Below are 25636 nucleotides of genomic sequence, written 5' to 3' on the forward strand. Positions count from 1 at the left end.
AGTTACTCTCCTCTTAGAAGCCCAAACTTGATAAAAGATCATCGACTTCATCTTGATCAGACACAACATCATTACGCGATTCTTTATCAATAATAGGGCCCTCGGGACCTGCTAATGTTTGTACGGCAATCGGTTCTTCTGTTTTTTGTTGTTCTACTATATTAACTGTACCCACATCCTGCGCAGAAAACGCAGTGAGTAGATGAAGTAAGCTTTCTTCTACTTCTCTTACAAGCTCAATTACTCGACGAATAACTTGACCAGTCAAATCTTGATAATCTTGCGCCATTAAAACATTTGTCATTAAATTTTGTAATTCATCTGTTTTATTGTGTGAGTTACTCATAAACTTATCTATGCTGTGGCACAGAGTTTTAAACTCACCAAGCTCTATATCCCGACTCATTAACCGATCCCATGTCGGTTTAATGGCTGCTATCTCACCCGCTAACTCCTGAGTTATAGGGAGACTTGCCTCAACCGCATCCATGGTTTTATTTGCAGCATTCTCTGTCAATTCCATGACATAACTAAGTCGTTTTTTAGCATCCGGAATTGCATCGTTTGTTAAGTTTGTTAAACGCGAATCTAGCTCAAAACCTTTTAGAGCTTCATGCAATTGACGCGTTAACTTGCCAACTTCAGCAAATATCTCTGACTGCTCTTTAGACGCTGTATCTAAAATTAATTGATCAGCTTTATCTTGCTCGTCGTTTTCTAAAAAAACAACGAGTTGACGCGCTTGTTCTAAAGTTATTCGAGGCGCAGCAGGTGCTGACATAAGCCTCTCCCTATAATTAACCTAAGCGTTCAAACACTTTTTCTAATTTGGTCTTCAATGTGCCAGCTGTAAATGGTTTTACAATGTAGCCATTAACACCAGCTTGAGCAGCAGCTATTATCTGTTCTTTTTTAGCTTCAGCCGTTACCATTAAAACAGGGAGATGTTTTAACTTGTCATCCGCCCTAATTGCCCTTAAAAGGTCAATACCCTGCATACCTGGCATGTTCCAATCCGTCACGACAAAATCAAAAGACTGATTTTGTAGCATTGGTAAAGCAGTCGAACCATCATCTGCTTCTTGAACATTCGTAAAGCCTAAATCACGCAATAAATTTTTAATAATACGTCTCATTGTTGAAAAATCGTCAACGACAAGAATTTTCATGTTTTTATCCAAAACATCCTCCAGTGAGGTCTTAACCTTTATTTACTTACTACTAGTTTATCCAGTCATTGATTTTTGCTTTTAGCTTAATCATCGCCTGACCATGTATCTGACTCACACGCGATTCACTAACATCGAGTATATGCCCAATCTCTTTTAAATTCATTTCATCGTTATAGTACAAAGATAACACCATAGCATCTCGCTCTGGTAATGATTTTATTGCACTTAATAAAGACTCATTAAATCGTTCATTTTTAACATTATTAAAAGGTTTGTCTAGTGTTAAATCTTGACCTGCTGGAGTTATGACATCTTCATCAATTCCAAGGTCTTCTATACCCAACACTTTACTTGCATTTACATCGTTTAAAATATGATGGTACTCATTTAACGAAATATCAAGTTTTTCAGCAACTTCTATATCTGTAGGTTCACGATTTAAGTTTTTTTCTAATTCGTTTATCGTTTCAGCAACAAGACGACTTTTACGATGTACAGAACGCGGAGCCCAGTCACCACGGCGCATTTCATCTAGCATAGCGCCACGGATGCGAATACCTGCAAACGTTTCAAAGCTTGCGCCTTTAGTTGCATCAAAGTTTTTTGACGCTTCAATCAGTCCTATCATACCCGATTGAATTAAATCATCGAGTTGTACACTTGGAGGTAGACGAGCAATTAAGTGACATGCCACTTTTTTAACCAGTGACGCATGTTTCTCAACAATCACATTTAAATTTTGTGTTGATTGATATCCCATAGCTCTATTTACCAATGTTGTCATAATTAGCCGTTAACCAGCTTCTCAATGAAAAACTCTAAATGCCCTGACGGTTGATTCGGTATTGGCCATTTGACCGCTTTTGTTGCCAGAGCTCGAAAAGCCACTGAAGCTGGAGAGCTTGGAAACAACTCCACAATAACTTTCTGCCGACGTGTCGCTTTACGCATATTTTCATCGTAAGGTATCGTTGCAGCTAGCTCCATAGAAATATCTAGGAAACGATCTGTTACTTTAGATAGCTTTGCAAACAATTCTTGGCCTTCGCGAAGGCTACGAACCATATTTGCAACAATTTTAAATTTATACACGCCATGCTCACGACTTAATACTTTAATTAGTGCGTACGCATCTGTTATTGATGTTGGTTCGTCACACACGACGACCATTACATCTTGTGCTGCACGAGAAAAGCTCAGCACCATATCGGAAATGCCGGCGGCGGTGTCTACTATCAATATATCAAATTCGGTATTTAATTCGCTAAAGGCACGAATAAGACCCGCGTGTTCAGAAGGTGATAATTCAACCATGTTTTGCGAACCCGACGTTGCAGGGACAATTTTAATCCCAGCAGGACCCTCAACTAAAATCTCATCCAGTTCGCATTCACCAGATAATACATGCGATAAATTGCGCTCAACACGAAGCCCAAGCATCACATCACAATTTGCTAAACCTAAGTCGGCATCAAGAACTAAAACTCGCTTACCTTGTTGACCTAATGCGATTGCGGTATTTAGTGAAACATTCGTTTTACCTACTCCACCTTTACCACCGGTCACAGCGATAACTTTTACGCCGTTATTATTGTTTTGACTCATTTTTCGCAGGCCGCTTGCTTGATCTAATACTGTGTTAATCATACATCCCTACTGTGTTCGACGCCACTGATTGATGTCGTGAATGTTGTGATTTTATTCTTTTTAAATATAATTGCTCAGCTTTTTTTACTAGTTTTTCTGAATTCGCAACTCGAATGTCCTCTGGTACTCGCTGGCCATTAGTAAGATAACCTATTGGAAGACGATTTTGAATCGCAATACTAATAATCTCACCTAAACTTAACGATTCATCTAATTTAGTAAAAATACAACCACTTAACTGTACTTTTTTGAAATGTCTTACCGTTTCTTGTAATACATTAATTTGTGCTGTGGCACTTAATACTAAATAATTACGAATATCGACACGTTGATTACGCATTAACGTATTTAATTGCTCGGTTAAACGTAAATCACGCTGGCTCATTCCTGCGGTGTCAATTAATACTAGACGTTTATTTCGTAAATGATATAAAACTTCAGCCAATTCATTAGCATCTTTAACTTGCTTTACGCTACACCCTATAATTCGGCCATATGTTGCTAGTTGCTCGTATGCACCAATTCTGTAGGTGTCCGTAGTAATTAACGCAACTTTATCAGCGCCATACTTTTGCGCACCAAGTGCAGCAAGTTTTGCGACAGTTGTTGTTTTACCCACCCCCGTTGGGCCGACTAATGCGTAAACTCCACCTTGACGTAGTATTTCGTTGTTCGTGGTTTGCATTTGATCTTCAACCATCGCTAATAAAGCTTTCCAACCTTGCTGGCGAGAAACATCATCAGGTACAAAACACGCCATTTGCTCAGCAACATCTTTGCCTATTCCCATGCCGATTAAACGATCAATCATGCATGCACGCGTTGGATCACGTCGCGCCATATCTTGTTGCATTAAACCTGAGACTTGGTGCTCTAATAGCTGACGAATTGCATTCATTTCTTCACGCATAGATGTCATCTCTACGCTTTCATTATTTTTAGCTTGCTGACGAGGTGCTATCGGACTTTCAAGGTCATCAAAATCACTTTCTAAATCATCAAAACCTAAGCTATCAGCTTGTGTTTGAGGGCGTATCGGCGCTGCATTTTCATGTGAAAACATATTTTTAGGACGTTGTTTAGCTACAGGTTCTTGATAATTTTCGGTAGTATCAATTCCCGATTGTGAAAACATTGAAGCTAGCTCAGGTGAACGAGGTCGAGGTGATTGGCGTTCCAATAATGCTTCTAAACTATCTGCAACTTTAGCCTGTGGTGAAGGCTGTGCACGCTGTGGTTCCGGTTTTATAAAATTGTGCGTATTTTGCGATTGCGCTAAATGATTAGAGCGCTCTGTTGCTGTATTTTGAGACTGAGCAACTGGTTTTGGGGCCGTTTTTTCATAATCAACAGCTGCCACAATTTCGACACCGTTAGCTAGTTTTTTATTTGACATGATAACCGCATCAACACCGAGTTCATCTTTAACTTCTTTAAGTACTGTGCGCATATCTTTAGCAAAAAAACGTTTAATTTTCATGGTTTAACCCCTGTTTAAATCTTATTGTTGGCCTACCGAGCTAACAATCTTAATCTGTCTTTCATCTGGTACCTCTTGATAAGACATCACTCTCAATCCAGGAATGGTGTACTTAACAAAACGAGATAACACAGTGCGTAACATTCCTGACGTTAGCAATATAGAAGGTTCACCAGCCATTTCTTGATTTTGATGCGCTTCATTTAATGAAATTTGAAGTCGCTCAGCAAGACCTGGTTCTATTCCGGCACCTTCGTCACCTGCATTCTGCAATGACTGATGCAACATCTGTTCCAACTCCGGCGCCAAGGTTATGACAGGGATCTCTGAAGACATACCCACCGCATCTTGAACGATAAGTCTACGTAATGAAATACGCACCGCAGCCGTTAATACATCAGGGTCTTGGCTACGTGGACCATACTCTACAAGGGTTTGTACAATTGAGCGCATATCGCGTATTGCGACCCCTTCATTTAATAAGTTTTGTAGTACTTTAACAATAACGGTTAATGGTAGTACGTCAGGCACAAGTCCTTCAACTAAACGAGGGTGGCTCTTGCCCAACATATCTAGTAGGTTTTGAACTTCTTCGTGACCTAATAATAATGCCGCACTGTTTGTTAGTAATTGACTTATATGTGTTGCCACTACTGTCGCTGAGTCAACCACGGTATAGCCTAAAGATTGTGCTTCATCTTTTTGATCTGGCTTGATCCAAACAGCATCGAGTCCAAATGCAGGGTCTTTAGTCTCAACGCCTTTAATAGGGCCAAATACTTGCCCTGGGTTAATCGCTAACTCATCGCCATGCTTAAGCTCACCTTCACCTGTTGAAACGCCCATAAGCGTTATTCTGTATGCATTAGGGTCAAGCTCCAGGTTATCGCGTATATGGACTGGTGGAACTAAAAAGCCCAATTCTTGAGAAAGCTTTTTACGCACACCTTTTATACGATTGAGCAGCTCACCACCTTGCGATTGATCAACGAGTGGAATAAGTCTATAGCCAACTTCTAAGCCAATTACGTCAACTTGCTGTACATCATCCCAACCAAGTTCTTTTTGCTCTTGTTTATTGGCAATGCCAGTACCAGCAGCACCATTCACGGCCTCTTCCTCTATAGCGGCAGCCGCTTTAATTTTACTTTGTTGTGTATAATAAGCTAAGTAGCCTAAAAGCGCGCCTAAGCTTAAAAAAGCAAAATGTGGCATGCCAGGTACTAAGCCCATTATTATTAATATACCTGAGGCGATAAATAATGACTTTTCATTACCGAGTTGTTTCTTAAATTGATCGCCCATATTGAGCGACTCATTTTGACGTGTTACAACAATTGCAGTACCAATTGAGAGTAATAAAGAAGGAAGTTGAGCTACTAATCCATCACCGATGGTAAGTAACGTATACACTTCCATTGCGTTACTAAAGCTTAAATTATGCTGGATCATACCAACAAATAAACCACCAACAATATTAATAATCAAAATGATGATACCCGCAATAGCATCACCTTTTACAAACTTACTCGCACCATCCATTGAACCGTAAAAATCGGCTTCTCGTGTGACTTCTTCGCGGCGATCTCGTGCTTGCTCTGCACTAATAAAGCCCGCATTTAAATCTGCGTCAATCGCCATTTGTTTACCTGGCATTGCATCAAGGGTAAAACGTGCCGATACCTCAGAAATACGCCCTGCACCTTTGGTAATTACGACAAAGTTAATAATAATTAGAATTAAGAATACAACCAAACCAACTGCGTAATTACCACCAATAACAACAGAGCCAAAGGCCTCTATTACTTTACCTGCAGCATCACCGCCATTGTGGCCTTCAAGTAGTACTACCCGCGTACTAGCGACATTGAGTGCTAGGCGCATAATTGTTGCGATTAGGAGTACGGCTGGAAACATACCAAACTCAACTGGTTTCATCGTATAAACTGTAACCAGTAATACAACCAAAGCGAGCGCTATGTTGAACGAAAAAAGAATATCAAGTAAAAATGGCGGTAAGGGTAAAATCACCATTCCCAAAGCAGCAAGAACAAGCAAAGGGGTACCTACCCCTTTGGCATATTCTTTTTTATCTCTGTTAAGTTGTTGTAATACTGCTTTAAAACTCATAAATCTACAATTTCAAAAAATTGACACTGCATAGAATTAGCAATAACTATTCCAAGTTACTAAGTTAACGGTTTAATATTTATAGGCGTCGGGGATAGGCAGTTTATTATTAAGTTTGGTTGGACGTTTTCCACGCCCTTTATTAAAGCGCTTAAGTTGAAACACATACGCTAAAACTTGAGCTACAGCGGTAAATAATTGATCGGGGATTTGATCGCCCACCTCAGCTGTATGATAAAGAGCTCGAGTGAGCATAGGGGACTCTACAACGGGTACTTCGTTGCCGATTGCGACCTTACGAATCTGCATCGCCATTTCATCAATGCCTTTGGCTAGCACAATAGGCGCTCCTGCACGCTCTGTATCGTATTTTAGCGCCACAGAATAATGTGTTGGGTTGGTAACAATAACATCAGCGTCAGGTACGTCTTGCATCATTCGCTTTTGCGACATTTGTCTTTGCGTTTGCCTTATGCGTGCTTTTATTTGAGGATCACCTTCTGAATTTTTATATTCGTCTTTAACTTCTTGCAACGTCATTTTTAGTTGTTTGTTATGATTGTAGCTTTGAAATGGCGCATCAATAGCTGCAATAATAATTAAAGTGCACGATAGACCCAAAAACATCCATGCCAAAATTTCCAGAGCATGAATAATATTACCTGGCGTATTCTCTACGCTTAAATGTAGTATTTCATCAAAAAATGTATTAATTAAAAACACCGCAAAGCTGGCTACTAAACCAAATTTTAAAAGTGATTTTACAAGTTCAACAGCCGCTTGCGACCCAAACATGCGTTTAAAACCTTTCATAGGCGACATTTTACTTGCTTTAGGTGCCGCCGCGCCCCAACTGAAATTAAAGCCACCTAACAAGGTGTTACCAATAAATGCAGCTAAGACAATTATAAATACAAACATGCCCATCGGGAAAATTAAAGCATCCGAAACCTCACCCCATACAGCAAACATTTTAGTTGTATCGTATGTTTCATTTCGATTCAAACTAAGCATACGTCCCATTATATTGTACAAACCTTTACCTATTTCTGGTCCGTACATTAATAACGAAATTGCAGAGAAAATTAAAACAAACATGGTTCCGAGTTCTTTAGATCGTGCTATTTGGCCTTTTTTTTTCGACTCATCAATTTTTTTCGATGTGGGTTCTTCTGTTTTTTCTTGTCCTGAATCTTCAGACATTAGGCTCTCCTATGGCGAACAGCCAACTAAAGTACACATTAACTCAATCATTTTGAGCCATTGATATTCGAACTGAAAAATAAAGTTACCTAACGTAGCCCAAATAATAATAAGCCCCGCCACAAGCGTTAGTGGAAAGCCAATAGAAAAGATATTCAATTGTGGTGCCGCACGCGTCATAATGCCAAACGACATATTAATAACCAGCATTGCAGTTAAGGGGGCAAGCGATAGTACCAAGGCCGTGCTAAACATCCAGCCACCCCACGTTACAATATCCCAATAGTGATCAACAGCCCACCAATTACCATCAACAGGTAACACTTCGAAACTATGGATAACCATTTGGATCATCATTAAATGACCATTAAATACAAAAAATAATAAAGTCGCTAAAATCAAATAAAATTGCCCAACAGCAGGTACACTCATACCATTGGAGGGATCAACAACTGAGGCGAAACCAAGGCCCGTTTGCATTGCTAATATTTGTCCCGCTAAAACAAATGTATTTAATAATAACGTAGATGCAAACCCAATCGCCACGCCAATCAGCAGTTGCTGGATCACAACTAAAATCATTTCAAAAGAAAATAAATTGGTGAATGTCGCAGGAGGAAGGTTAGGTAAAGCAACAAGAGTAACGACAACCGCTAACCCCACTTTTATTCGTGTGGGTACATTTTTAGCGCCTAAACCCGCCATCACCATTATCATTGAGCTTATTCGTACTAGCGGTAATAAAAAGTCACTCAACCATTGAATGATTACTGAAAATGGCAGCTCCATAGTTAGCCTGCAATTTCAGGGATGATCATGACTAATCGAGTAAAAAAGTCCATGAGTTCCTGCGTAAGCCAGTGACCTCCAACAATGAGTGCGCTGATAGTTATTAGCAAACGAGGTAAAAAGCTCAGCGTTTGTTCATTAATTGACGTTGCCGCCTGAAATACAGCAACCACCAAACCAATAATTAAACCAGGTACCACAATTGCAGAAACCAGTTTGATAACTAAAAATAGTGCATCACTCAGAATATCAACAAAAATTTCCGGTTCCATGCTGACTCCTAGTTTTGTATTTGCTTTTTATTAAGCGTATTCACGTACCTAAACCAAAGCTTTTAGCTAACGTACCCATTACTAAACTCCAGCCATCGACCAGCACAAATAGCATTATTTTAAACGGCAAAGAAACAATCATTGGCGATAACATCATCATACCCATGGCCATTAAAACGGAGGCGACCACTAAATCAACAATTAGGAAGGGAATAAAAAACATAAAACCGATAATAAAGGCGGTTTGCAGCTCACTGGTTACAAAAGCAGGTATTAATACAATTAATGGAGCTGCTTCTGGTGAATCTAATTGATCGTGACCCGCTATTTTTGCGAATGTTTCTAAGTCTTTGATACGAACTTGAGAAAGCATAAATGCTTTCATCGGCTCTTTAGCAAGTTCTAACGCTTCTAATGAGGTTACCTTCTCGCTTAGATATGGTTCTATGGCGCGTTCATTAATTTTTTCATAAATGGGCGACATGATAAAAATACTTAAAAAAAGCGACATACCTAATAGAACTTGATTTGATGGTGTTTGCTGCAAACCAATAGCTTGGCGCAAAATAGCGAGTACAACAATAATACGTGTAAATGATGTCATCATAATTATGGCGGCGGGTATAAAACTCAACGCCGTCATAATGGCTAAAACTTGCAATGTTACTGAGTAATCTTGCGTGCCATCTGCGTTTGTTGTAATTGTTAGCGCATCAAGGCCTTCTGCACTTGCACTGGGAACAAACACAATGGCAATAAAAATAAGTAGCCATTTTATCATAGTGTTATTTCTTTTTATTTTGATTTACTTGTGGGTTTAAAAGCTTGCCAAATCGCTTAGCGAGCTCTGGTAATTCTTTTTCTGTTAAAGGTGTTTCTAATTTATGCAAATAATTAATATTTTGTGGGGTAACCCCTAGCAAATGCTGAGTATTATCTATTTCAATAACCAGTAAACGCTCTCGCGAGCCCAGTGGTAAGCTCCGAATAACTTTAAATTCATCACTATTGACTAAATTAGGATTTAGTTTTTTTACAAAATAAGCCAGTACGAGTATAAGTACTAGCACTGCAGCTAATGAAAGCACCATAGAGAGTATGTCCCCAGATGGGGCTGCGGTATCTGCGGCAGGAAAAACTGAATTTGCTAATGCAATCAAACTACTCATCGTAACTTTTTAATCCGCTCAACTTGACTAACAACATCTGTCAATCTGATACCAAATTTATCGTTAACAACAACAACTTCACCATGCGCTATTAGTGTGCCATTAACAAGTACATCAAGAGGCTCACCAGCGACTCGATCTAGTTCTACAACGGATCCTTGGTTAAGCTGCAATAAATTACGTATATTAATTTTAGAGCGCCCTACTTCCATAGAAATAGTAACGGGGATATCTAAAATCGTATCAAGTTTACGCTTTTCATCACCACTTAGCTCATGTCGTTCATCGCTTAACTCATCGAGTTCAGCAACGTGTGCTTCATCTGCACTCTCTTCTGGAATTTCAGCCTCAGCTAATGCTGCTGCCCATTCATCCATAGTATCTTGGTCATCACTCATACTTTTCGCCTTTTAGTAAATTACCAGTCTAAGTCTACACCCTCAGAGAGGTGTAAATCATCTTCTAGTTCTGCTAATTCTGCATCCGAATCAATTTTCTTGCCGCCTTTGGTAAATACATGCAGCTCAGATTTAACTGAATCAGGACGTTTAATTTTTTCGCTAATTTGTAGGGCAACATTGTCGCGAGAGCGACCCATCTTCGCCCTAAATGTAGGTAACTCTTCAACAAATACGGTTATGTGCTCTGGCATTTCAACCGGAATTATGTCGCCCGCTTTAAGCTCCATTATTTGTGCTAAGGTTAAATCGACTTCCAGTAACTGAGTCGATAAGCCAACCTCTACATCCATAATTTCATCACGCAGCGCTTTGCTCCAGCGTAGATCGGTATCTTCAGTGTCTGATTGAACACCCGCATCCAATAGCTCTCTAATTGGCTCAAGCATTGAATAAGGAAGCGCAATATGAAAGTCGCCGCCACCGCCATCTAGCTCAATATGAAAAGAGCTAATAACAACAACCTCGGTTGGACTTACAATATTAGCCATTGCTGGATTTACTTCAGAATCCAGATACTCAAATGAGACATCCATAACCGGTGCCCATGCTTCTTTATAATCTTCAAAAATTATTTTAAGTAGCATTTGTACTATACGACGTTCTGTTGGCGTAAATTCACGCCCTTCTATTTTGGCGTGATAGCGTCCATCACCACCAAAAAAGTTATCAACCAAAATAAACACAAGACGTGCTTCCATGGTGATAAGCCCAGTTCCTTTTAGTGGTCTGAAACGCACCATATTTAAACTAGTAGGTACGAATAGCGTATGGACGTACTCACCAAATTTAATCATTTGAACGCCGTTGATAGACACTTCAGCAGTGCGGCGCATCATGTTAAATAAGCTAATTCGCATATGCCTTGCAAAACGTTCATTAACAATTTCGAGTGTCGGCATGCGACCACGTACGATCCGGTCTTGGGAAGAAAAGTCGTACTGAAGTGTCCCTCCTCCACCACCTTCACCGTCGTGTATATCTTCCTCTTCAACATCATCAACACCGTGTAATAGCGCATCAATTTCGTCTTGGGATAATAAATCGCTCACACTAACCCCTTATTGCATCACAAAGCCGGTAAATAACACCCGCTCTATTACTTTACTTCCTTCAACATCGATTAACGCTGCTTGCACTTTTTCCAGAGCTGCAAAACGAAGTGTTTCTTTACCTGCACTTGTGCTTAACTCATCAGCGGTGGTCGTTGAAAAAATACTAAGTAGCTTTCCTTCAATAAGTGGAATATGTTTTTTTGCAGTTTCTTCATTAACACTACCACGTACCAAAAGTTGTACTTTAACTTGTACTATTCTATCTCTACTTGAACCAGGTACATTAAATACAAATGGTCTTGGCATGGCGACATATAACGCAGTCCCGACCTCAGCTGATGAACTAGCCGTATCAGCAGGAGCATCAGTGGCCGCAGCTGTCTCTTTGTTTACAGCTTCTGCAGGAGCGTCAGAACCTGACATTAAAAAGTAACCTGCAATGCCACCGACAACAAGTAAAGCGGCTGCGATGATTATTATGAGTTTCTTTTTACTTTTACCTGTTTCTTCTATTTCTAAATTAGTGTCTTCAGCCATTGTATTTCCTTTATCCGCAAAGGTATTTACTTGTTTTAACTATTATAATAGCAGCACTTAGGCATAGTAATCTATTGATGATGACGTTTGTTGTCGAGAAGTTTCAACGCCATTGCCCACTTGTTCATCATTTTCGTCATTAACTGAATCTTTATTAGCCAATCTGCCTTGGCCATTCTCTTCGCTTTGATCTGCGCCACTGCCTGAGTCACCATAAGAAATCGTACTCTCTCCCATTTCAATACCTTGCTGCGCAAGCATTTCACGTAAACGCGGTAAAGATTGCTCTAGCGCCTCTTTTGCTTGCTGGTTTTGTACAACAAAATTTATTTGAGCTTGTTCTGCATCACTTCTAATACGTATTTGCATACTGCCCATTTCGGGAGGATCAAGGCGTATCTCAGCTTCTTTATTGTTGATATTTAGCATAGAGCTCACACGCTCTTGAAGCAATTTTGCAGCATCACTTTTAACTATATTAATTGCCTGCATCACACCAGGATCAATACTTACCTGCTTGGTTTGAGCGGTACTTTGCAATTGCTGTGATTGCAAAGCTTGCATATCCGTTATTGATTGCTCATAGCTCAACGTATCGTAACTACTCCGCGTGCTCGCTTGTCCAGAACTAAATGCATTGGTGATCTGAGTAAACAGCTGCGTAGCACGGTTGGTTAATTGCTCCACAGTATTAGCGTTGTTGCGAGAACCTTCTTTAGCATTGCCTTCTAATGGCTTAGCGAGTTCTTCGTTTTTAGCTGAGATAGCGGGTTTTGTTGATTCTTGAGCTTTATCATCAACTACAAATTTTTCGCTGTGTGTTTGAGAGTTACTGCCTGTATTTAACTTATCACTTACACCAGCAGCTATTGATGTTACTTTTACCGGTTGCGTCAGCGCTTCATCTATTGATGCCGTTAAGTCGTTAACCGTTTGTTTAAGCGAAGCTAATTCTTCGCCTTGAGGTTGCACACTTTTAATATAACTATTTAACTGAGAAACCAACGCCTGCTTTTCAGATTTTGTTAGTGCGTTAATTTCCAAATTAAAATTAGGCTTAGATTCAGGTTCAATAGACTCACTTTCAGTTACATACTGCTCTATCATTTGCTTTAATGTAGCTACATTACTATTTGGCTTATCTAACGATTGAATTTGCGCGTTTAATTTATCAAGCTGACTAGGCGTCAAACTTTCAACTGATTTATCTAGCCCGCTCGTTGGCTTATGTTGATTAACAATAAGCTCTAATTCTTTGTTACCTTTGACTAACGCTTTTATTGGCGAGTCGACCTCTGTTAAAGGCTTTTTCTCAACGGCTATTTTTATATTGCTAGCTTGTTCATATTGCAAGTTATCAGTATTTACTTTTTTTGATGAAATTATTACAGGTGTTGCATCTATAGGTGTTACATCATCAACCGGTTTCTTATTGTTCCCTTTTAAATCAACTTCTATTTTTTCGATAGCAGAACTATATTTTTTAACCGATGTATTAATTGTTTGGGCCGAATTAATTTGAGCTAGCAGTAAATCCCCAGGTAACAAAACGCCCTCATCTATTAATTCCTTATCTGTTAATTCCTTATCTGTTAACTCTTTATCTATTAACTCTTTATCTGTTAACTCTTTATTGGGTAAATCATTATTGAGTAAATCATTGCCCTCAACACCCTTATTCTTATCATCTTTTTCTATATCAACAGAGATTTTATTAACCGTACTGTCATCACTCCTTTGTTGTTCAGAAGAGATCACAACCGTGTTTTGCGAGTCTATTTGAGCGTTAACATCAGTGTTGTTAGGCTGTTTAGATGATTGTTCGGCATGGTGCAATAAGTTTAAAAACCCAGAGTCTGAAGTGCTCTCTTTATCAACAGGTGTCTTGTCTTGATAAGCTGAATAAGAGTCTTGCTCAGATGTTGCTAAAGTTGAAATATTATTCATTGCCATAAATCACCCATAATATGCGGCAATGCGACACCGCACATTACCAAAAATTAAACCCTACTTAATATCTAAGCAATTAACATGCCTAACTTATAATGCTTTACGCCTTTGAAAAAACTGATTAGAAGCGAACTCATCTAGCATTTTCTGCTCATTTTTAGCAATCAACACATCTGCTTTTAATTTCTGTTTCTCAATTAATTTTGCAACCGCTTTAGCTTTAATTTGTTGCTTTAACCATATCGCTTTGCGTTGGGTTACCACTTGTTTTGCTGTATTAACGGTACTTCCTTGTTGGCGTATCGCCTCTTCTATTTTTGCAATAAAAGCATGGTATTGGCTAAACCCTTCACTCGATAAACCCGCTTGACCTTTTAGGTGTAGCTGCTGCGTATATTCAAGCCTAAAGTCGTTTAAACCTCTTAATTTTTGTTGATTAGCCTGCAAGTTTTGATTTGCTTGCAAGTAACTCATTCTCAACGTTTCTTCTTTGTCGTTTTCAAGTTTAAGTAATAAGTGCAATTTATTTTTTGCCATTATGCTTGCCCTAATAATTGCGCAAGACCTTCGAGACCGTCATCGTAACTAATTACGTCTCGCATACCTTGTTGTAAAAAAGCATTTACTCTTGGCATCATGTTAATAGCCTGATCAAGCATTTGATCAGTTCCTTTTTGGTAGGCACCTAAAGTAATCATATCTTTATTTTGTTGGTACATAGAATACACTTGTTTAAGCACCCTCGCTTGCTGCATATGCCGCTCAGAAACCACTTGAGGCATTACCCGTGAGATTGATTTTTCAATGTCAATTGCTGGGTAATGGCCACTGTCAGCTAAATCTCGCGACAATACGATATGACCATCTAAAATAGCTCGAGCAGCATCAGCAATAGGGTCTTGCATATCATCGCCTTCGCTCAATACCGTAAAAAAGGCGGTAATTGAACCTTGCCCTTCCCCCCCATTACCGGCTCGTTCCACCAGCGCAGGTAGCTTAGCAAATACCGATGGCGGATAGCCCTTTGTTGCGGGCGGCTCGCCAACAGCAAGCGCTATTTCACGCTGAGCCATCGCATAGCGAGTAACTGAATCGAGTAATAACAGTACATTTAAACCTTGATCACGAAAGTATTCAGCGATAGTTACGGCACTTTCACAGCCTTTTAAACGCATTAGCGGGGATGAATCAGCAGGTGCTGCAACAACAACTGAGCGTTTGCGCCCTTCAACACCGAGTATTTCTTCAATAAACTCTTTTACTTCACGGCCACGTTCGCCTACAAGTCCAACCACAATGACATCTGCTTCACTGCCACGAGTCATCATACCAAGCAATACAGATTTACCCACACCAGAGCCTGCAAACAAACCCATTCGCTGGCCTTGACCTACGGTAATGACAGAATTTATTGCGCGCACGCCTACATCCATCGGCTGGCTTATTGGTCTTCTCGAAAGTGGATTTATTGTATTTTGTGCAAATTTTAAATGGTGTTCAGCATTAATACTACCTAGGCCATCAAGCGGACGACCTAAGCCATCAACCACACGCCCTAGTAAACTCATGCCCACCGGAAGACCTAAATTATTGACTTGAGGAATTACACGAGCCCCGGGTAATACGCCTGAGATATGATCATTTGGCATTAAATAGAGTGTTTGGTCATTAAAACCTACTATTTCAGCATCAACAAACCCATTTAAAGTTTCTATTTTACACTGGCTACCAACAGGTGCACGCAGGCCTTTAGCTTCAAGTGTAAGGCCTACAACTCGAGTTAAAATACCCGCGACAGCAGGTGTAGGGGCTTTAATGTGTTGTTGATATTTAGATAAGCGTTCGCTTAACGATGCATTTTGAGCTGACATAGCGCGCCAAAATAATAGTTATATACCACTACTATGCAAAAAACTATCCAACGTTTCTTTGACACGGGTTTTTAGTGTCATATCAAGTGATGATTGCGTTGTTTTAACTTCACAGCCACCGCGTTCGAGGCTTGGCTGCGAAATTAACTGCCAATTATTATCTGTGATTACTTGCTCGCCATAACTTTCTTTGATGAAATCAAGATCGTCAGGGTGCAAATGAATTTTTACTTTTTCTTGCTCTACATTAAGCGAATCAATACTTTGCTTTAGTGTATGTAAAATAATGCTAGGCGACATTTTTACCTCTTGGTAAATTAATGCTTCAGCTAGCATAACCGCTAACTGTACAAGCTGTTTCTCAGCTTGCTCATCGACTTTATTTAACGGGTTTGTTAAATTATCTAGCATTGTACGTAAATTAGTTAATTGCTCTTCAATTAGCGGCTTTACATCTTCGTGGCCTTGGGCTTTACCAAGCTCTAAGCCTTCTTTGTGGCCGGCTTCTTTACCCTCAGTAACACCTTTGTCAAAACCATCAATATAACCTTGCTCATGTCCTTGCTTAATTCCCTCTTCGTATGCATCTTGCCTAATTCGTTCAAGCTCAGCCATCGTAAGAGAAGGAAGTTCAGGTTCTTGTGGTTCTTCCTCTGGCATCTCTTGTGCCATTTCTTTTCTGTATAATTCTGAAAGTGGCGTACCGTAGGCTGTAGAGCGATTGCCAAAACTTTTTTCATCCGGCGCAACATCTGGTATCGGCCAATTTTTTAACAGTGCATCAGCTTCATCAGCATGCAGTGGCCGTCCTTTTAATTTACTCATGGTTTACAAGAACTCCTCACCGCCGCCGCCACCAAGCTGAATTTCGCCTGAGTCAGATAAACGCCTTGCTGTTGATAATATCTCTTTTTGCGCGGCTTCAACTTCACTAATTCGCACTGGTGCCATTGCTTCTAAATCATCAGCAAGCATTTCTGCCGCACGTTTAGACATATTACCCAATATTTTTTCTTTAAGTGCGTCGTCGGTACCTTTAATCGCTTTCATTAATACATCTTGCTGTACTTCGCGCAGTATGGCTTGAATACCCCGATCATCAACATCCATTAGATTTTCAAATACAAACATCAAGTCTTGAATTTGCTGCGACATTTCTTCATCATGCTCACGAATTGAATCCATTAACTGCCCTTCTACGTTAGTGTCTAGGTAGTTCATGATATCTGCTGCCGCTTTTAAGCCGCCCATTTTGGCCGCTTGTGCACCGGCTTGACCGGCAAATTGTTTTTCCATAATCTCATTAAGTTCTTGTAATGCAGCTGGCTGTACTTCTTCAAGGTTAGCAATACGCATTGTTAAATCTAAACGTACTTTTTCAGGAAATTGAGCGAGTATTTCGGCTGATTGCTCCGGTTCTAAGTAGGATAAAACAATCGTTTGGATTTGCGGATGTTCATTACGAATAATGTTCGCCACTTGCTTTGAGTCCATCCATTTTAATGAATCAAGACCTTTAGCGCCTGAGCCCATTACTATTTGATCAATAAGACTTGCCGCTTTATCTTCACCAAGTGCTGCAGTAAGCGCCTTCTTAATAAAGTCCTCAGATTGAAAACCTATAGTGCTAAAGCTTTGAATTTGTTCTATAAATAAGTTATGTACAGCACTTATTTTGGCTTGCGACAAATCATCTAAATTTGCCATTGCCATACCGACTTTTTGAACTTGCTTAGGCTCAAGGTGTTTGAGTATTTGTGCGGCATCCTCTTCGGTTAAACTTAAAAGTAATATAGCCGCTTTATCTACACCATCTAGCTTATCAACATCAAATGCTGCTGGTAGTTGTTTTTGTTCTTGATCAGTCATCTTCTGTTAACCACGCTTTCACTACTTGTGATGATAGTTCTGGTTCATTGGCAACAAGGGCACGAATCGCTTTAAGTAAGTCTTCGTCACCGTGCAGGTCTGGTAACTGTAGTGTACCATCGCTTGAGAAACCAATTGAAGCAGAATCAAAGTCTTTATTTAGCATATCTAGTGTACTGTCGCCAATATCAACACCTGAACTGAGTGCATCGTCATCATAATCCTCTAACGTATCGTCTGGGTAGATTAGGCGCTTAAGCATTGGTTTAACGACAGCCATGATTAGTACAATAATAACCAAGGCCCCCAGTCCTAAGCGAACCATTTTCAAGAACCAATCCTGCTCCCAAATTGGCAACTCAAGATTTAAGCCGCTTTCTTCACGAACAAAAGGAACAGTAACAACTTCCAGTGCATCACCACGTTGCATATCAAAGCCTACACCACCTTGTAATAAGCGTCGAATATTTGACAATGCTTCTACAGAGCGTGGTGTCATGGTGGTTTCACCGTTTTCGCCCACTTTTGCTATATAATCAACCGCAACCGATACACTTATACGGCGTATGACACCTGTTTGTTGACGCCTATGTGAAATAGTCGTGTCAAGTTCATAGTTACGTGTTGCTTCTTTATGGCTGCGACTTGGTGAGCTTGCTGTACCGGCACCACCTTCAGTCACGGATTCAGGAATATCGGAATTAACTGGTGGTTGATTGGTCAGTGCACCTGGAATACCGATAGCTAAACCACCAATATTATTTTCTTCAAACGTGGTTTCACTTCGCACCGCAGGTAAATCTGGATTGTAACGCTTTTGCGTTTCTTCGACCGCACTAAAGTCCATACTCAAATCAACTTGTGCCGTATAGTTTGCAAGCCCGACGATTGGAATTAAAATACTGTCTATTTTTTCAAGGTATTCTTGTTCACGCTTTCTCTCTAAATCGTATTCTTTACGCGAGCGTGCTGCCAATAAACTTTGCGAACCTGAATTTAATAAGCGACCATTTTGATCAGTAACTGTCACACGTGAGGGCTCTAAACCTTGTACTGCAGAAGCAATCATATCTACAACTGAATCGACTTCTTCTCTATCGAGTGAACGTCCACGCTTTAGTGTTAATACAACGGTAGCTGAGGGCTTTTTTTCTCTGCGAGCAAACACATTTTCTTTTGGAATAGCTAACAATACTTTAGCGCGGGTGATGTTATTAAGCTCTTCGATTGTGCGTGCTAGTTGCTGTTCACGACCATGCTTTAAACGCTCTCGTTCAAGACGTTGGCTTACACCAAAGCCCATATCTTGCATTATAATATCTGAGCCTGAAGTCGGACCTTGCTCTAGGCCTTCTCGAGTCATTAGCAATTTAATATTTTGGTATTCAGTTTCATCAACTGACACCACATTACCATCAAGTTGATAATCAATTTTTTGCGCATCTAAAAAATCAAGCGTTTGAATAAGCTCTTCAGTTTGCATTTTACCAAGCGGGCGCATATCTGGCTGACGAGCCCAAATAATGATAAATATCGCGATAGCCAAACAAATGGCCAGTGCAATAACAAGTGTTACTTGGCGTAATATATCAACACCATTTAAAGCACTTAAATAGCCCGACTTTTGTTCTTGTTGATCATCACTATCACTTTGGTCGATGCCGATATCGCCATCGGCGAGAGCAAGATCTGTAGATTGATTAGATTGCGCCACAATTATTCTCCACTACCTAGTTAAACAGGCATATTCATAATTTCTTTGTAAGCTTCAACAAGTTTATTACGAACTTGTACCGTCGCTTCAAATGCAACTGAAGACTTTTGAGAAGCAATCATTGCCTCAGCGAGTGATACACTTCGGTCGCCCATTTCAACTGCTTTTACTTTTTTACTTGTGTCTTGTTGAAGCTCATGCACTGTATTTAGCGCATTACTCAACATATCACCAAATTGTGCAGAAGATGTAGAGTTTACCTGAGTAGGTATTTTATTAAGTTGATCATTACGGCCAGCTTCTAGGGCCATTGATTGCATTTCTTGAAATACAGCGCTATTTTGAATTTTCATAATTTATCTCTGACAATGCAGTTTACTATTACAGTCAATAAAGCATAAAACATGCCAAATAAATTAAACTTAAAATACAAAGGGTTAAGAGATGATTTAGTGAGTCATAGTTTTGACAACCCTAAATTCAACTGCTTGAATTTAGGGCTTAAGAAAGATTATGCTGGAAGAGAAATACCTAGATCACGCATTTGCGCTAATTTATACCGTAAAGTACGAGGGCTAATACCCAGCGTCTCTGCCACATCTTTTCGTTTACCTTGGCAGCGTGCAAGTGTTTCTAAAATGATGCGATGCTCTTTATCTTTAAGCTCATCTTTATAACTTCCGGTCTCAGCTGCGAGTAAATCATGCTTTGGCTGATCAGCCGTTATATTTTTTTCATCATCGTTTTGCTTATCATAATAAGCTGAACTTAACGTGCTTTTTTCTTTATTTTCTGTTGAAATCTCTGATGCTTTTTCAGCTTCGAGGACAGATGTAGATGTAGCGTCCATAACAAAATTACTCGGTGCTAAATTTTCAATGAAAATAGCATGTTCGTTTATGGTGTCGCCTGTTCGTAATATAAGAGCACGCTGAATCACGTTATCAAGTTCGCGAACATTACCAGGCCAAGTATGGGCCAGTAGCTTTTCTTCAGCTACTTTATCCAAATAAGCCATCGGCTCTTTGCTTTTAGTTATATGACGTTCAATTAAATGCTTAGCTAATATAACAATATCACCTGGGCGCTGACACAATGGTCTCCACATTAATGGAAAAACATTGAGGCGATAATATAGATCTTCTCTAAATTGATTTTTAGCAACCGCTTCTTTTAAATCGCGGTTACTGGTTGCTAATACTCGCACATCAAGCTGAATTGTTTTACGACCACCTAAACGCTCAACTTCACGCTCTTGTAACACGCGCAGTAGTTTAGCTTGTAAAGCTAAATCCATTTCGGTAATTTCATCAAGTAAAATCGTACCGCCTTGAGCTTGTTCAAATTTTCCTGGACACGCCTGGATTGCACCTGTAAATGCGCCCTTTTCGTAGCCAAACAAAGTGGCTTCAAGCATATTTTCAGGAATAGCTGCACAGTTAATAGCAACAAATGGTTCATTACAGCGATTTGATTTATCGTGAATATAACGTGCTAAAACCTCTTTACCAGACCCGCTTGGTCCAAGCACCATGACACTGGCTTCAGAACGTGCAACTTTACTGGCAAGTTCTAATAGCTGAATACTGGTTGGATCGGCAACAATAGGACCGTCTGTCTCTTTTGGTTTTTCGGGTAAATAGCGACTCACCATGTTCAATAGCACTTCTGGTGCAAATGGTTTTGCCATGTAATCAATAGCCCCTAAGCGCATTGCTTCCACGGCATCATCAATTGTGGCATAAGCTGTCATCATTAAAACAGGTAAGTCTGGATGATTTAATTTTATACTGCGAAGTAAATCTAGGCCACTCATTGCGCCCATTTGTACATCACTCACCACCAATGAAAATGACTCTTTTTTTAGCAATAACATAGCTTGCTCAGCGCTATTCGCTGCTACGCAGTCAATACCTGACATTTCAAGTGTATCAATTAAGGCTTCTCGTAGCCCTGCATCATCTTCTACAACTAAAATAGTGTTACTCATAATGATTCCTCTAATTTAGATGCTGTACGAATTGGCAAAAGCAAACTAAAGCAAGCCCCACCGTGTGTATTATTATCAACTTCAACACGTCCTTGGTGTGCATGAGCGACAGAACTAACCACCGCTAAACCTAAACCAGTGCCTTGGCTTTTAGTTGTAAAAAATGGTTCAAATATTTTATCGGCTTTCCCTAAATCAATACCAGGGCCGTTATCGCTGACACTAATACGCACAAAGTCATGATCTTTTCTATCCGTTGATGCGCTCAAATGAACCTTGGCACCTGCCCCAATCACTTGAATACTGTTGTGTATTAAATTTTGTATAGCGCTGGCAATTGCTGTTTTATTACCCGTGATCTGTATGTCAGGCTCGGGTAAGCTAACGTCTAGCTCGCTTTCATTTAGCGTAACCATTACATCGGCTCCTACTTTTACTTCACTAAGTAGCTGCTGCATGGATACTTGCTCTACAACATGCTGGTCACCACTTTTAGCGAATAACAACATGTCGTTCACTTGGGTTTCTAAATCTTTTAATCGCGACATCAACTTAGTTTGGAAGGTATCACGAGAGGCTTCTGGTAAGCGCTTTGACCCTAAATTAGCAGCGTAAAGCATGGCCGCAGACAATGGCGTTCGCACTTGATGCGCCAATGATGCCACCATTTTACCTAGCGCACTCAATCGTTGCATATGAGCAACACGCTTTTGTAAACGGCGCGTTTCTGTTAAATCTGTCATTAAAATAAGTTGCCCCGGCTCTGGAGCTAATGCGGTGATGTCGAGCTTAATTAATCGACCATCTTTTAAAGAGACTTCATGACCATCATCTTGGTGTGGTCTAAAAGAGCGTTGGATAACATTAAACCACTTTTCACCTTCAAGCGGCTCACCTAACATATCCATAGCAATTTGATTCGCTTTAGCAATCAACCCTTTGCCATCGAGTACCACGACACCCGCAGGCATGGTATCAACCAAATGTGAAAGCCAACTCGCCTGCTTACGCAGATCACTTAATTCCCCAACATACTCCTCTTGAAGTAAACATGGGTTATACTGATTTGCAGAAATAAACAGTGGTTTTAGCACAGTAGCAAGGGCCATAATCAAATCTCTAATTGATGTCTATATAGAGCTAAATGCACAATTTGTACCAAAGTTTTATTTTATAATTTTCATCGTGTTACACAAAATAATGCGCGACATAAAAATGACGCCTACAAATAAAGAGTGACTAATGACAGAACAAAAGAAGTGCCGATGTTTATGGTTAGATACCACTAAACCTGACTATGTGGCCTATCATGATCAAGAGTGGGGCGTGCCGCTTTATAACGATCAAACACTATTTGAATTTATCACACTTGAATCAGCACAGGCGGGGTTGAGTTGGTATACCATTTTAAAAAAACGTGATGGATATAAAAAAGCATTTGCTAATTTTGATGTAGAAAAAGTAGCTTCATTCACACCCGATGACATAGAACGCTTAATGCTTAATAAAGACATTGTACGAAATCGTTTAAAAATCGCAGCGACTGTTAATAATGCAAAACGCTTTATTGAGATACAAAAAGAGTTTGCTAGTTTTAGCAATTACCAATGGCAATTTGTAAATAATAAGCCGCTGGTGAGTCAGTTAAATAATATTGATGATTACCCTGCAATTACAGAGGAATCTACTGCATTTGCTAAAGATTTAAAAAAGCGTGGATTTAAATTTTTAGGACCAACAACGGTATATGCTTATATGCAAGCTTGCGGCATGGTTAACGATCACAGTAATGATTGCTTTAGAAAAACTGAAATAATTTCAGAGTATTAGAACCTATTTAGTTGTCCTAAAGTATTTTTATACTATATTAAAATTTAACTCACTAACTTACAGCAACCTCAATAAAAACGCTTCAATGAATTTAATACGAAAGGAAGTGACCCTTTTAAAAGTCAAATCTAGCAATAAAGCTTTGGCTCGCAATATGCATAATGTCTATCATATTAGATAATTAATAGAACAAGGCTAGAATAATGGTACAGATAACTACGGAAGAAGTATTAGAAATAGATGATATACGTTACTGCTTGCTTAAAAGCTCTAATGTTAATACGGCGCATCACTATGAAATAAACCAAGGCTATACCAATTTAAATTATAGGGCTACCAACGCTTTTCGACGCGATATAATCGACACGCCATTAATAAATGCCCATAAACATGTCGTAAAAAATAATGTACCTGAGCTTCTGTGCGATACTTTAATTTCTGAATATAATAAAGATAAAGAAGCACTAAAAGACCCCGCTATATTAAAGTCATTTTTGCCTTACATATTAACGCAAGAAGTAGATGACCATCTAAGATCTTATTTTAAAAGTGAATATTGTGTATTGTGGTGGGCAATGCATAAACTTGAAGATGACATAGAAAAAGATACTTACTTTTCAAAGTGGCATTGTGATGGCGGTCCTAAAAATCACTTAAAACTTATAACCTACTTAAATGGTTATGATGAACACGGCAGTAGCACCGCAGTATTAGACAAAGAATCCACAGATAAACTCAAAGACATTGGCTATATATTTAATAATATAAACAAGAGAAATATAGACATTGCTCCTTTGTGCAAACATTACGACATCAATTTTTCGCCAAGTTTGATTAAACCAAATAAAGGGGACTCAATTATTTTCAATCCCCATCAACTTGCCCATAAAGCAATGCCTGCGAATAAAGGGAAAGCTCGCTATTCTTTAACATTATGTTTTTTACCTAGTGAACTGCACTGGAAGAAAGTAGCCGACGAACACTTTACCCCTGGGACAACTTCTATCGCATTTGATGGGTTCCCTGAATTAACTAAAACATTTATCAAACGCAATGACGATGAATGTATTGATATTGCATTAGATAATAAAGTTACTAACTTGCGACATTTGGCTTACCTTTTAAAAGCGATTATTAAAAATAGTACCGTCGAAAATATGTTTCTTGAACATATTCAAACGAATGACCCCGAGCTTAAATACCACAATACGCTATTTGACCTTATTAAGTTTATTAAGCAATCTATCATTGAGCAATTTAAAGCCGATTCGATTACAGAAGAAATATGGTCTGAGGCACTCACTAATATTTGTGAGTATGAACGAAATTACATTGATAGTTGCGCCCGTTACAACGCAAATAAAAAACCCGACCCTAGCGCCGTCTTTTGGCCGAATCCAGATCACCCAACCCGCCCTTTATCAAAATATAATGCGCTGCCTTATGTTAATAAAGTACCGATTATGGATATGGATACACCCATAGGTTCGGCAGGAAGTTGCTTTGCCTTTGAAATAGCCAAATTTTTTCAACAAGATGGTTATAACTACGTCATTACAGAGCGAAATGATAATCCACAGAGCGGCTTAGTGATCGATGGTTATCAACCTGGGGACAAGTATGCCAAGTTTTGTGCAAACTATGGAATACTGTTTAATACGCCGAGTTTTAAACAGTTAGCAGAAAAAGCATTTGGTATTAAAAAGTTTGATAAATTATTATTTCAATCAGAAACTGGCCATTACGTAGATCCATACCGTGAAAATGTATTTTTTAACACCAAAGAAGCCTACCTAGCTGATTACGATAAGCATATTCAAGCCGTTAAAGATTCATTTTTAAGCTGTAAAGTGTTTGTCGTTACATTGGGGTTAAATGAATGCTGGGAGCTTCCAGATGGTACTGTTATGTCTAGAAACCCTAGAAATAACACCTATCAGTTTGTAAAACACCGAACGCTAACGGTCGAAGAAAACGTAAATAATATTCAATCTTTTTTTGATATCATCAAAAAATACAATCCTGATTTTAAACTGATAATTAGTCTTTCGCCGATTCCTTTTTTAGCTACAGGCAGAGCGGATACTCATCATATAATTACAGCAAATACGCATTCAAAAGCCGTTTTAAGAGTTGCTGCTGAAGAGTTGGTCAATAATAATGAGGATATGTATTACCTTCCTAGTTATGAGTTGGTGACCGAGTGCACTGAAGATGCTTGGAACTCTGATACACGACATGTAAAACCTGAAACAGTTTCAAAAGTAGTTAATATGTTCAAAGAAATATTCGTTAAGTAACCTGAGCTCTGATTAAGAGATTTACTAACGCATTGAATTAAGGTGATATTTAAATTTATTTTCTCTAGCCAGAGATTTTCAGTGAAAACAAGGCGAATTTACGTGTCAATAGCTGGCCTATTGTAAGTAAATTCAACGCAGTTAGCGCTGAAATAGCTGCTCGAGATTCATTTATTATCCAGAGTTCAGGTTAAGTAATA

At 39.3% G+C, this 25636-nt stretch carries 25 protein-coding genes; 2 read left to right on the plus strand and 23 right to left on the minus strand.

The genetic code is table 11. The annotated features are described in order from the left end of the window. Positions 1–13: 13 nt before the first annotated feature. The 23 genes from CWB66_RS10815 to CWB66_RS10925 all read right to left on the minus strand — a co-directional run bounded on the left by CWB66_RS10815 (position 14) and on the right by CWB66_RS10925 (position 22415). Positions 14–781, minus strand: coding sequence for a protein phosphatase CheZ (locus tag CWB66_RS10815; RefSeq protein ID WP_077537258.1), 768 nt, complete (start codon positions 779–781; stop codon positions 14–16). A 16-nt stretch (positions 782–797) separates the two neighbouring features. Continuing rightward, positions 798–1181 carry a chemotaxis response regulator CheY gene (cheY, locus tag CWB66_RS10820; protein ID WP_024610547.1) on the minus strand — a complete coding sequence of 128 codons (384 nt, stop codon included), beginning with the start codon at positions 1179–1181 and terminating at the stop codon, positions 798–800. Between the two features lie 40 nt (positions 1182–1221). Continuing rightward, complete coding sequence (locus tag CWB66_RS10825) at positions 1222–1932, minus strand: RNA polymerase sigma factor FliA (RefSeq protein ID WP_077538953.1); 711 nt, start codon at positions 1930–1932, stop codon at positions 1222–1224. 26 nt (positions 1933–1958) lie between these two features. Then, positions 1959–2819: a MinD/ParA family ATP-binding protein gene (locus CWB66_RS10830; protein WP_077537257.1), complete on the minus strand. Its 861-nt coding sequence runs from the start codon at positions 2817–2819 to the stop codon at positions 1959–1961. After that, positions 2812–4299, minus strand: a complete 1488-nt coding sequence (gene flhF, locus CWB66_RS10835) for a flagellar biosynthesis GTPase FlhF (protein ID WP_077537256.1) — start codon at positions 4297–4299, stop codon at positions 2812–2814. The genes CWB66_RS10830 and flhF overlap by 8 nt, the downstream gene beginning before the upstream one ends. Before the next feature lie 21 nt (positions 4300–4320). Further along, positions 4321–6429 (minus strand): flagellar biosynthesis protein FlhA, encoded by a 2109-nt coding sequence (gene flhA / locus CWB66_RS10840; protein ID WP_077537255.1) that lies wholly within the window; start codon positions 6427–6429, stop codon positions 4321–4323. A 72-nt stretch (positions 6430–6501) separates the two neighbouring features. After that, the gene (flhB, locus tag CWB66_RS10845) at positions 6502–7632 is read right to left on the minus strand and encodes a flagellar biosynthesis protein FlhB (protein WP_138585392.1); all 1131 of its coding nucleotides are present in this window, start codon (positions 7630–7632) and stop codon (positions 6502–6504) included. Positions 7633–7641: 9 nt separating this feature from the next. After that, positions 7642–8421 (minus strand): flagellar biosynthetic protein FliR, encoded by a 780-nt coding sequence (gene fliR / locus CWB66_RS10850; RefSeq protein ID WP_138585393.1) that lies wholly within the window; start codon positions 8419–8421, stop codon positions 7642–7644. Between the two features lie 2 nt (positions 8422–8423). After that, positions 8424–8693, minus strand: coding sequence for a flagellar biosynthesis protein FliQ (fliQ, locus tag CWB66_RS10855; protein ID WP_077537252.1), 270 nt, complete (start codon positions 8691–8693; stop codon positions 8424–8426). A gap of 40 nt (positions 8694–8733) precedes the next feature. Then, positions 8734–9474, minus strand: coding sequence for a flagellar type III secretion system pore protein FliP (fliP, locus tag CWB66_RS10860; RefSeq protein ID WP_077537251.1), 741 nt, complete (start codon positions 9472–9474; stop codon positions 8734–8736). A gap of 4 nt (positions 9475–9478) precedes the next feature. Next, positions 9479–9862 carry a flagellar biosynthetic protein FliO gene (gene fliO / locus CWB66_RS10865; protein ID WP_077537250.1) on the minus strand — a complete coding sequence of 128 codons (384 nt, stop codon included), beginning with the start codon at positions 9860–9862 and terminating at the stop codon, positions 9479–9481. Beyond that, complete coding sequence (gene fliN, locus CWB66_RS10870; RefSeq protein WP_138585394.1) at positions 9859–10260, minus strand: flagellar motor switch protein FliN; 402 nt, start codon at positions 10258–10260, stop codon at positions 9859–9861. The genes fliO and fliN overlap by 4 nt, the downstream gene beginning before the upstream one ends. A gap of 20 nt (positions 10261–10280) precedes the next feature. Then, the gene (fliM, locus tag CWB66_RS10875) at positions 10281–11372 is read right to left on the minus strand and encodes a flagellar motor switch protein FliM (RefSeq protein WP_077537248.1); all 1092 of its coding nucleotides are present in this window, start codon (positions 11370–11372) and stop codon (positions 10281–10283) included. A 9-nt stretch (positions 11373–11381) separates the two neighbouring features. After that, positions 11382–11912: a flagellar basal body-associated protein FliL gene (fliL, locus tag CWB66_RS10880; RefSeq protein WP_138585395.1), complete on the minus strand. Its 531-nt coding sequence runs from the start codon at positions 11910–11912 to the stop codon at positions 11382–11384. A gap of 57 nt (positions 11913–11969) precedes the next feature. Continuing rightward, a complete protein-coding gene (locus CWB66_RS10885; protein ID WP_252371741.1) occupies positions 11970–13859 on the minus strand; it encodes a flagellar hook-length control protein FliK in 1890 nt (629 codons plus the stop codon). Between the two features lie 93 nt (positions 13860–13952). Then, on the minus strand, positions 13953–14399 hold the full coding sequence (fliJ, locus tag CWB66_RS10890; RefSeq protein WP_077537245.1) for a flagellar export protein FliJ: 447 nt from the start codon (positions 14397–14399) through the stop codon (positions 13953–13955). Next, a complete protein-coding gene (gene fliI, locus CWB66_RS10895; protein WP_077537244.1) occupies positions 14399–15733 on the minus strand; it encodes a flagellar protein export ATPase FliI in 1335 nt (444 codons plus the stop codon). Before fliI ends, fliJ begins: the two co-directional genes overlap by 1 nt. Positions 15734–15751: 18 nt before the next feature. After that, positions 15752–16558, minus strand: a complete 807-nt coding sequence (gene fliH / locus CWB66_RS10900) for a flagellar assembly protein FliH (protein ID WP_138585397.1) — start codon at positions 16556–16558, stop codon at positions 15752–15754. Positions 16559–16561: 3 nt separating this feature from the next. Further along, positions 16562–17602, minus strand: coding sequence for a flagellar motor switch protein FliG (gene fliG, locus CWB66_RS10905; protein WP_077537242.1), 1041 nt, complete (start codon positions 17600–17602; stop codon positions 16562–16564). Further along, complete coding sequence (gene fliF / locus CWB66_RS10910) at positions 17595–19316, minus strand: flagellar basal-body MS-ring/collar protein FliF (protein WP_077537241.1); 1722 nt, start codon at positions 19314–19316, stop codon at positions 17595–17597. Before fliF ends, fliG begins: the two co-directional genes overlap by 8 nt. Positions 19317–19336: 20 nt before the next feature. Next, a complete protein-coding gene (gene fliE / locus CWB66_RS10915; protein WP_077537240.1) occupies positions 19337–19669 on the minus strand; it encodes a flagellar hook-basal body complex protein FliE in 333 nt (110 codons plus the stop codon). A gap of 158 nt (positions 19670–19827) precedes the next feature. Continuing rightward, a complete protein-coding gene (locus CWB66_RS10920; protein WP_138585398.1) occupies positions 19828–21306 on the minus strand; it encodes a sigma-54-dependent transcriptional regulator in 1479 nt (492 codons plus the stop codon). Continuing rightward, a complete protein-coding gene (locus tag CWB66_RS10925) occupies positions 21303–22415 on the minus strand; it encodes a sensor histidine kinase (RefSeq protein WP_077537238.1) in 1113 nt (370 codons plus the stop codon). The genes CWB66_RS10920 and CWB66_RS10925 overlap by 4 nt, the downstream gene beginning before the upstream one ends. 133 nt (positions 22416–22548) lie before the next feature. Here CWB66_RS10925 and CWB66_RS10930 point away from each other — a divergent pair, with 133 nt between their 5' ends. Further along, entirely contained in the window at positions 22549–23136 is a 588-nt protein-coding gene (locus tag CWB66_RS10930) for a DNA-3-methyladenine glycosylase I (RefSeq protein WP_138585399.1), read from the plus strand. 203 nt (positions 23137–23339) lie between these two features. Continuing rightward, entirely contained in the window at positions 23340–25436 is a 2097-nt protein-coding gene (locus CWB66_RS10935) for a GSCFA domain-containing protein (RefSeq protein ID WP_138585400.1), read from the plus strand. Positions 25437–25636: the final 200 nt, after the last annotated feature.

It is taken from the genome of Pseudoalteromonas sp. S558, assembly GCF_005886635.1.
Classification (GTDB): Bacteria; Pseudomonadota; Gammaproteobacteria; order Enterobacterales; family Alteromonadaceae; genus Pseudoalteromonas; species Pseudoalteromonas aliena.

What these genes read in the sequence shown, in the direction of transcription:
- fliP (WP_077537251.1), bottom strand. Translation starts at nt 9,474, where the DNA reads ATGATAAAATGGCTACTTATTTTTATTGCCATTGTGTTTGTTCCCAGT.
- fliR (WP_138585393.1), bottom strand. Translation starts at nt 8,421, where the DNA reads ATGGAGCTGCCATTTTCAGTAATCATTCAATGGTTGAGTGACTTTTTA.
- CWB66_RS10830 (WP_077537257.1), bottom strand. Translation starts at nt 2,819, where the DNA reads ATGATTAACACAGTATTAGATCAAGCAAGCGGCCTGCGAAAAATGAGT.
- flhB (WP_138585392.1), bottom strand. Translation starts at nt 7,632, where the DNA reads ATGTCTGAAGATTCAGGACAAGAAAAAACAGAAGAACCCACATCGAAA.
- CWB66_RS10825 (WP_077538953.1), bottom strand. Translation starts at nt 1,932, where the DNA reads ATGGGATATCAATCAACACAAAATTTAAATGTGATTGTTGAGAAACAT.
- CWB66_RS10885 (WP_252371741.1), bottom strand. Translation starts at nt 13,859, where the DNA reads ATGAATAATATTTCAACTTTAGCAACATCTGAGCAAGACTCTTATTCA.
- fliQ (WP_077537252.1), bottom strand. Translation starts at nt 8,693, where the DNA reads ATGGAACCGGAAATTTTTGTTGATATTCTGAGTGATGCACTATTTTTA.
- CWB66_RS10935 (WP_138585400.1), top strand. Translation starts at nt 23,340, where the DNA reads ATGGTACAGATAACTACGGAAGAAGTATTAGAAATAGATGATATACGT.
- CWB66_RS10930 (WP_138585399.1), top strand. Translation starts at nt 22,549, where the DNA reads ATGACAGAACAAAAGAAGTGCCGATGTTTATGGTTAGATACCACTAAA.
- CWB66_RS10920 (WP_138585398.1), bottom strand. Translation starts at nt 21,306, where the DNA reads ATGAGTAACACTATTTTAGTTGTAGAAGATGATGCAGGGCTACGAGAA.
- fliI (WP_077537244.1), bottom strand. Translation starts at nt 15,733, where the DNA reads ATGTCAGCTCAAAATGCATCGTTAAGCGAACGCTTATCTAAATATCAA.
- fliJ (WP_077537245.1), bottom strand. Translation starts at nt 14,399, where the DNA reads ATGGCAAAAAATAAATTGCACTTATTACTTAAACTTGAAAACGACAAA.
- fliN (WP_138585394.1), bottom strand. Translation starts at nt 10,260, where the DNA reads ATGAGTGATGACCAAGATACTATGGATGAATGGGCAGCAGCATTAGCT.
- fliL (WP_138585395.1), bottom strand. Translation starts at nt 11,912, where the DNA reads ATGGCTGAAGACACTAATTTAGAAATAGAAGAAACAGGTAAAAGTAAA.
- fliH (WP_138585397.1), bottom strand. Translation starts at nt 16,558, where the DNA reads ATGAGTAAATTAAAAGGACGGCCACTGCATGCTGATGAAGCTGATGCA.
- CWB66_RS10815 (WP_077537258.1), bottom strand. Translation starts at nt 781, where the DNA reads ATGTCAGCACCTGCTGCGCCTCGAATAACTTTAGAACAAGCGCGTCAA.
- fliG (WP_077537242.1), bottom strand. Translation starts at nt 17,602, where the DNA reads ATGACTGATCAAGAACAAAAACAACTACCAGCAGCATTTGATGTTGAT.
- fliO (WP_077537250.1), bottom strand. Translation starts at nt 9,862, where the DNA reads ATGAGTAGTTTGATTGCATTAGCAAATTCAGTTTTTCCTGCCGCAGAT.
- flhA (WP_077537255.1), bottom strand. Translation starts at nt 6,429, where the DNA reads ATGAGTTTTAAAGCAGTATTACAACAACTTAACAGAGATAAAAAAGAA.
- flhF (WP_077537256.1), bottom strand. Translation starts at nt 4,299, where the DNA reads ATGAAAATTAAACGTTTTTTTGCTAAAGATATGCGCACAGTACTTAAA.
- fliE (WP_077537240.1), bottom strand. Translation starts at nt 19,669, where the DNA reads ATGAAAATTCAAAATAGCGCTGTATTTCAAGAAATGCAATCAATGGCC.
- CWB66_RS10925 (WP_077537238.1), bottom strand. Translation starts at nt 22,415, where the DNA reads ATGGCCCTTGCTACTGTGCTAAAACCACTGTTTATTTCTGCAAATCAG.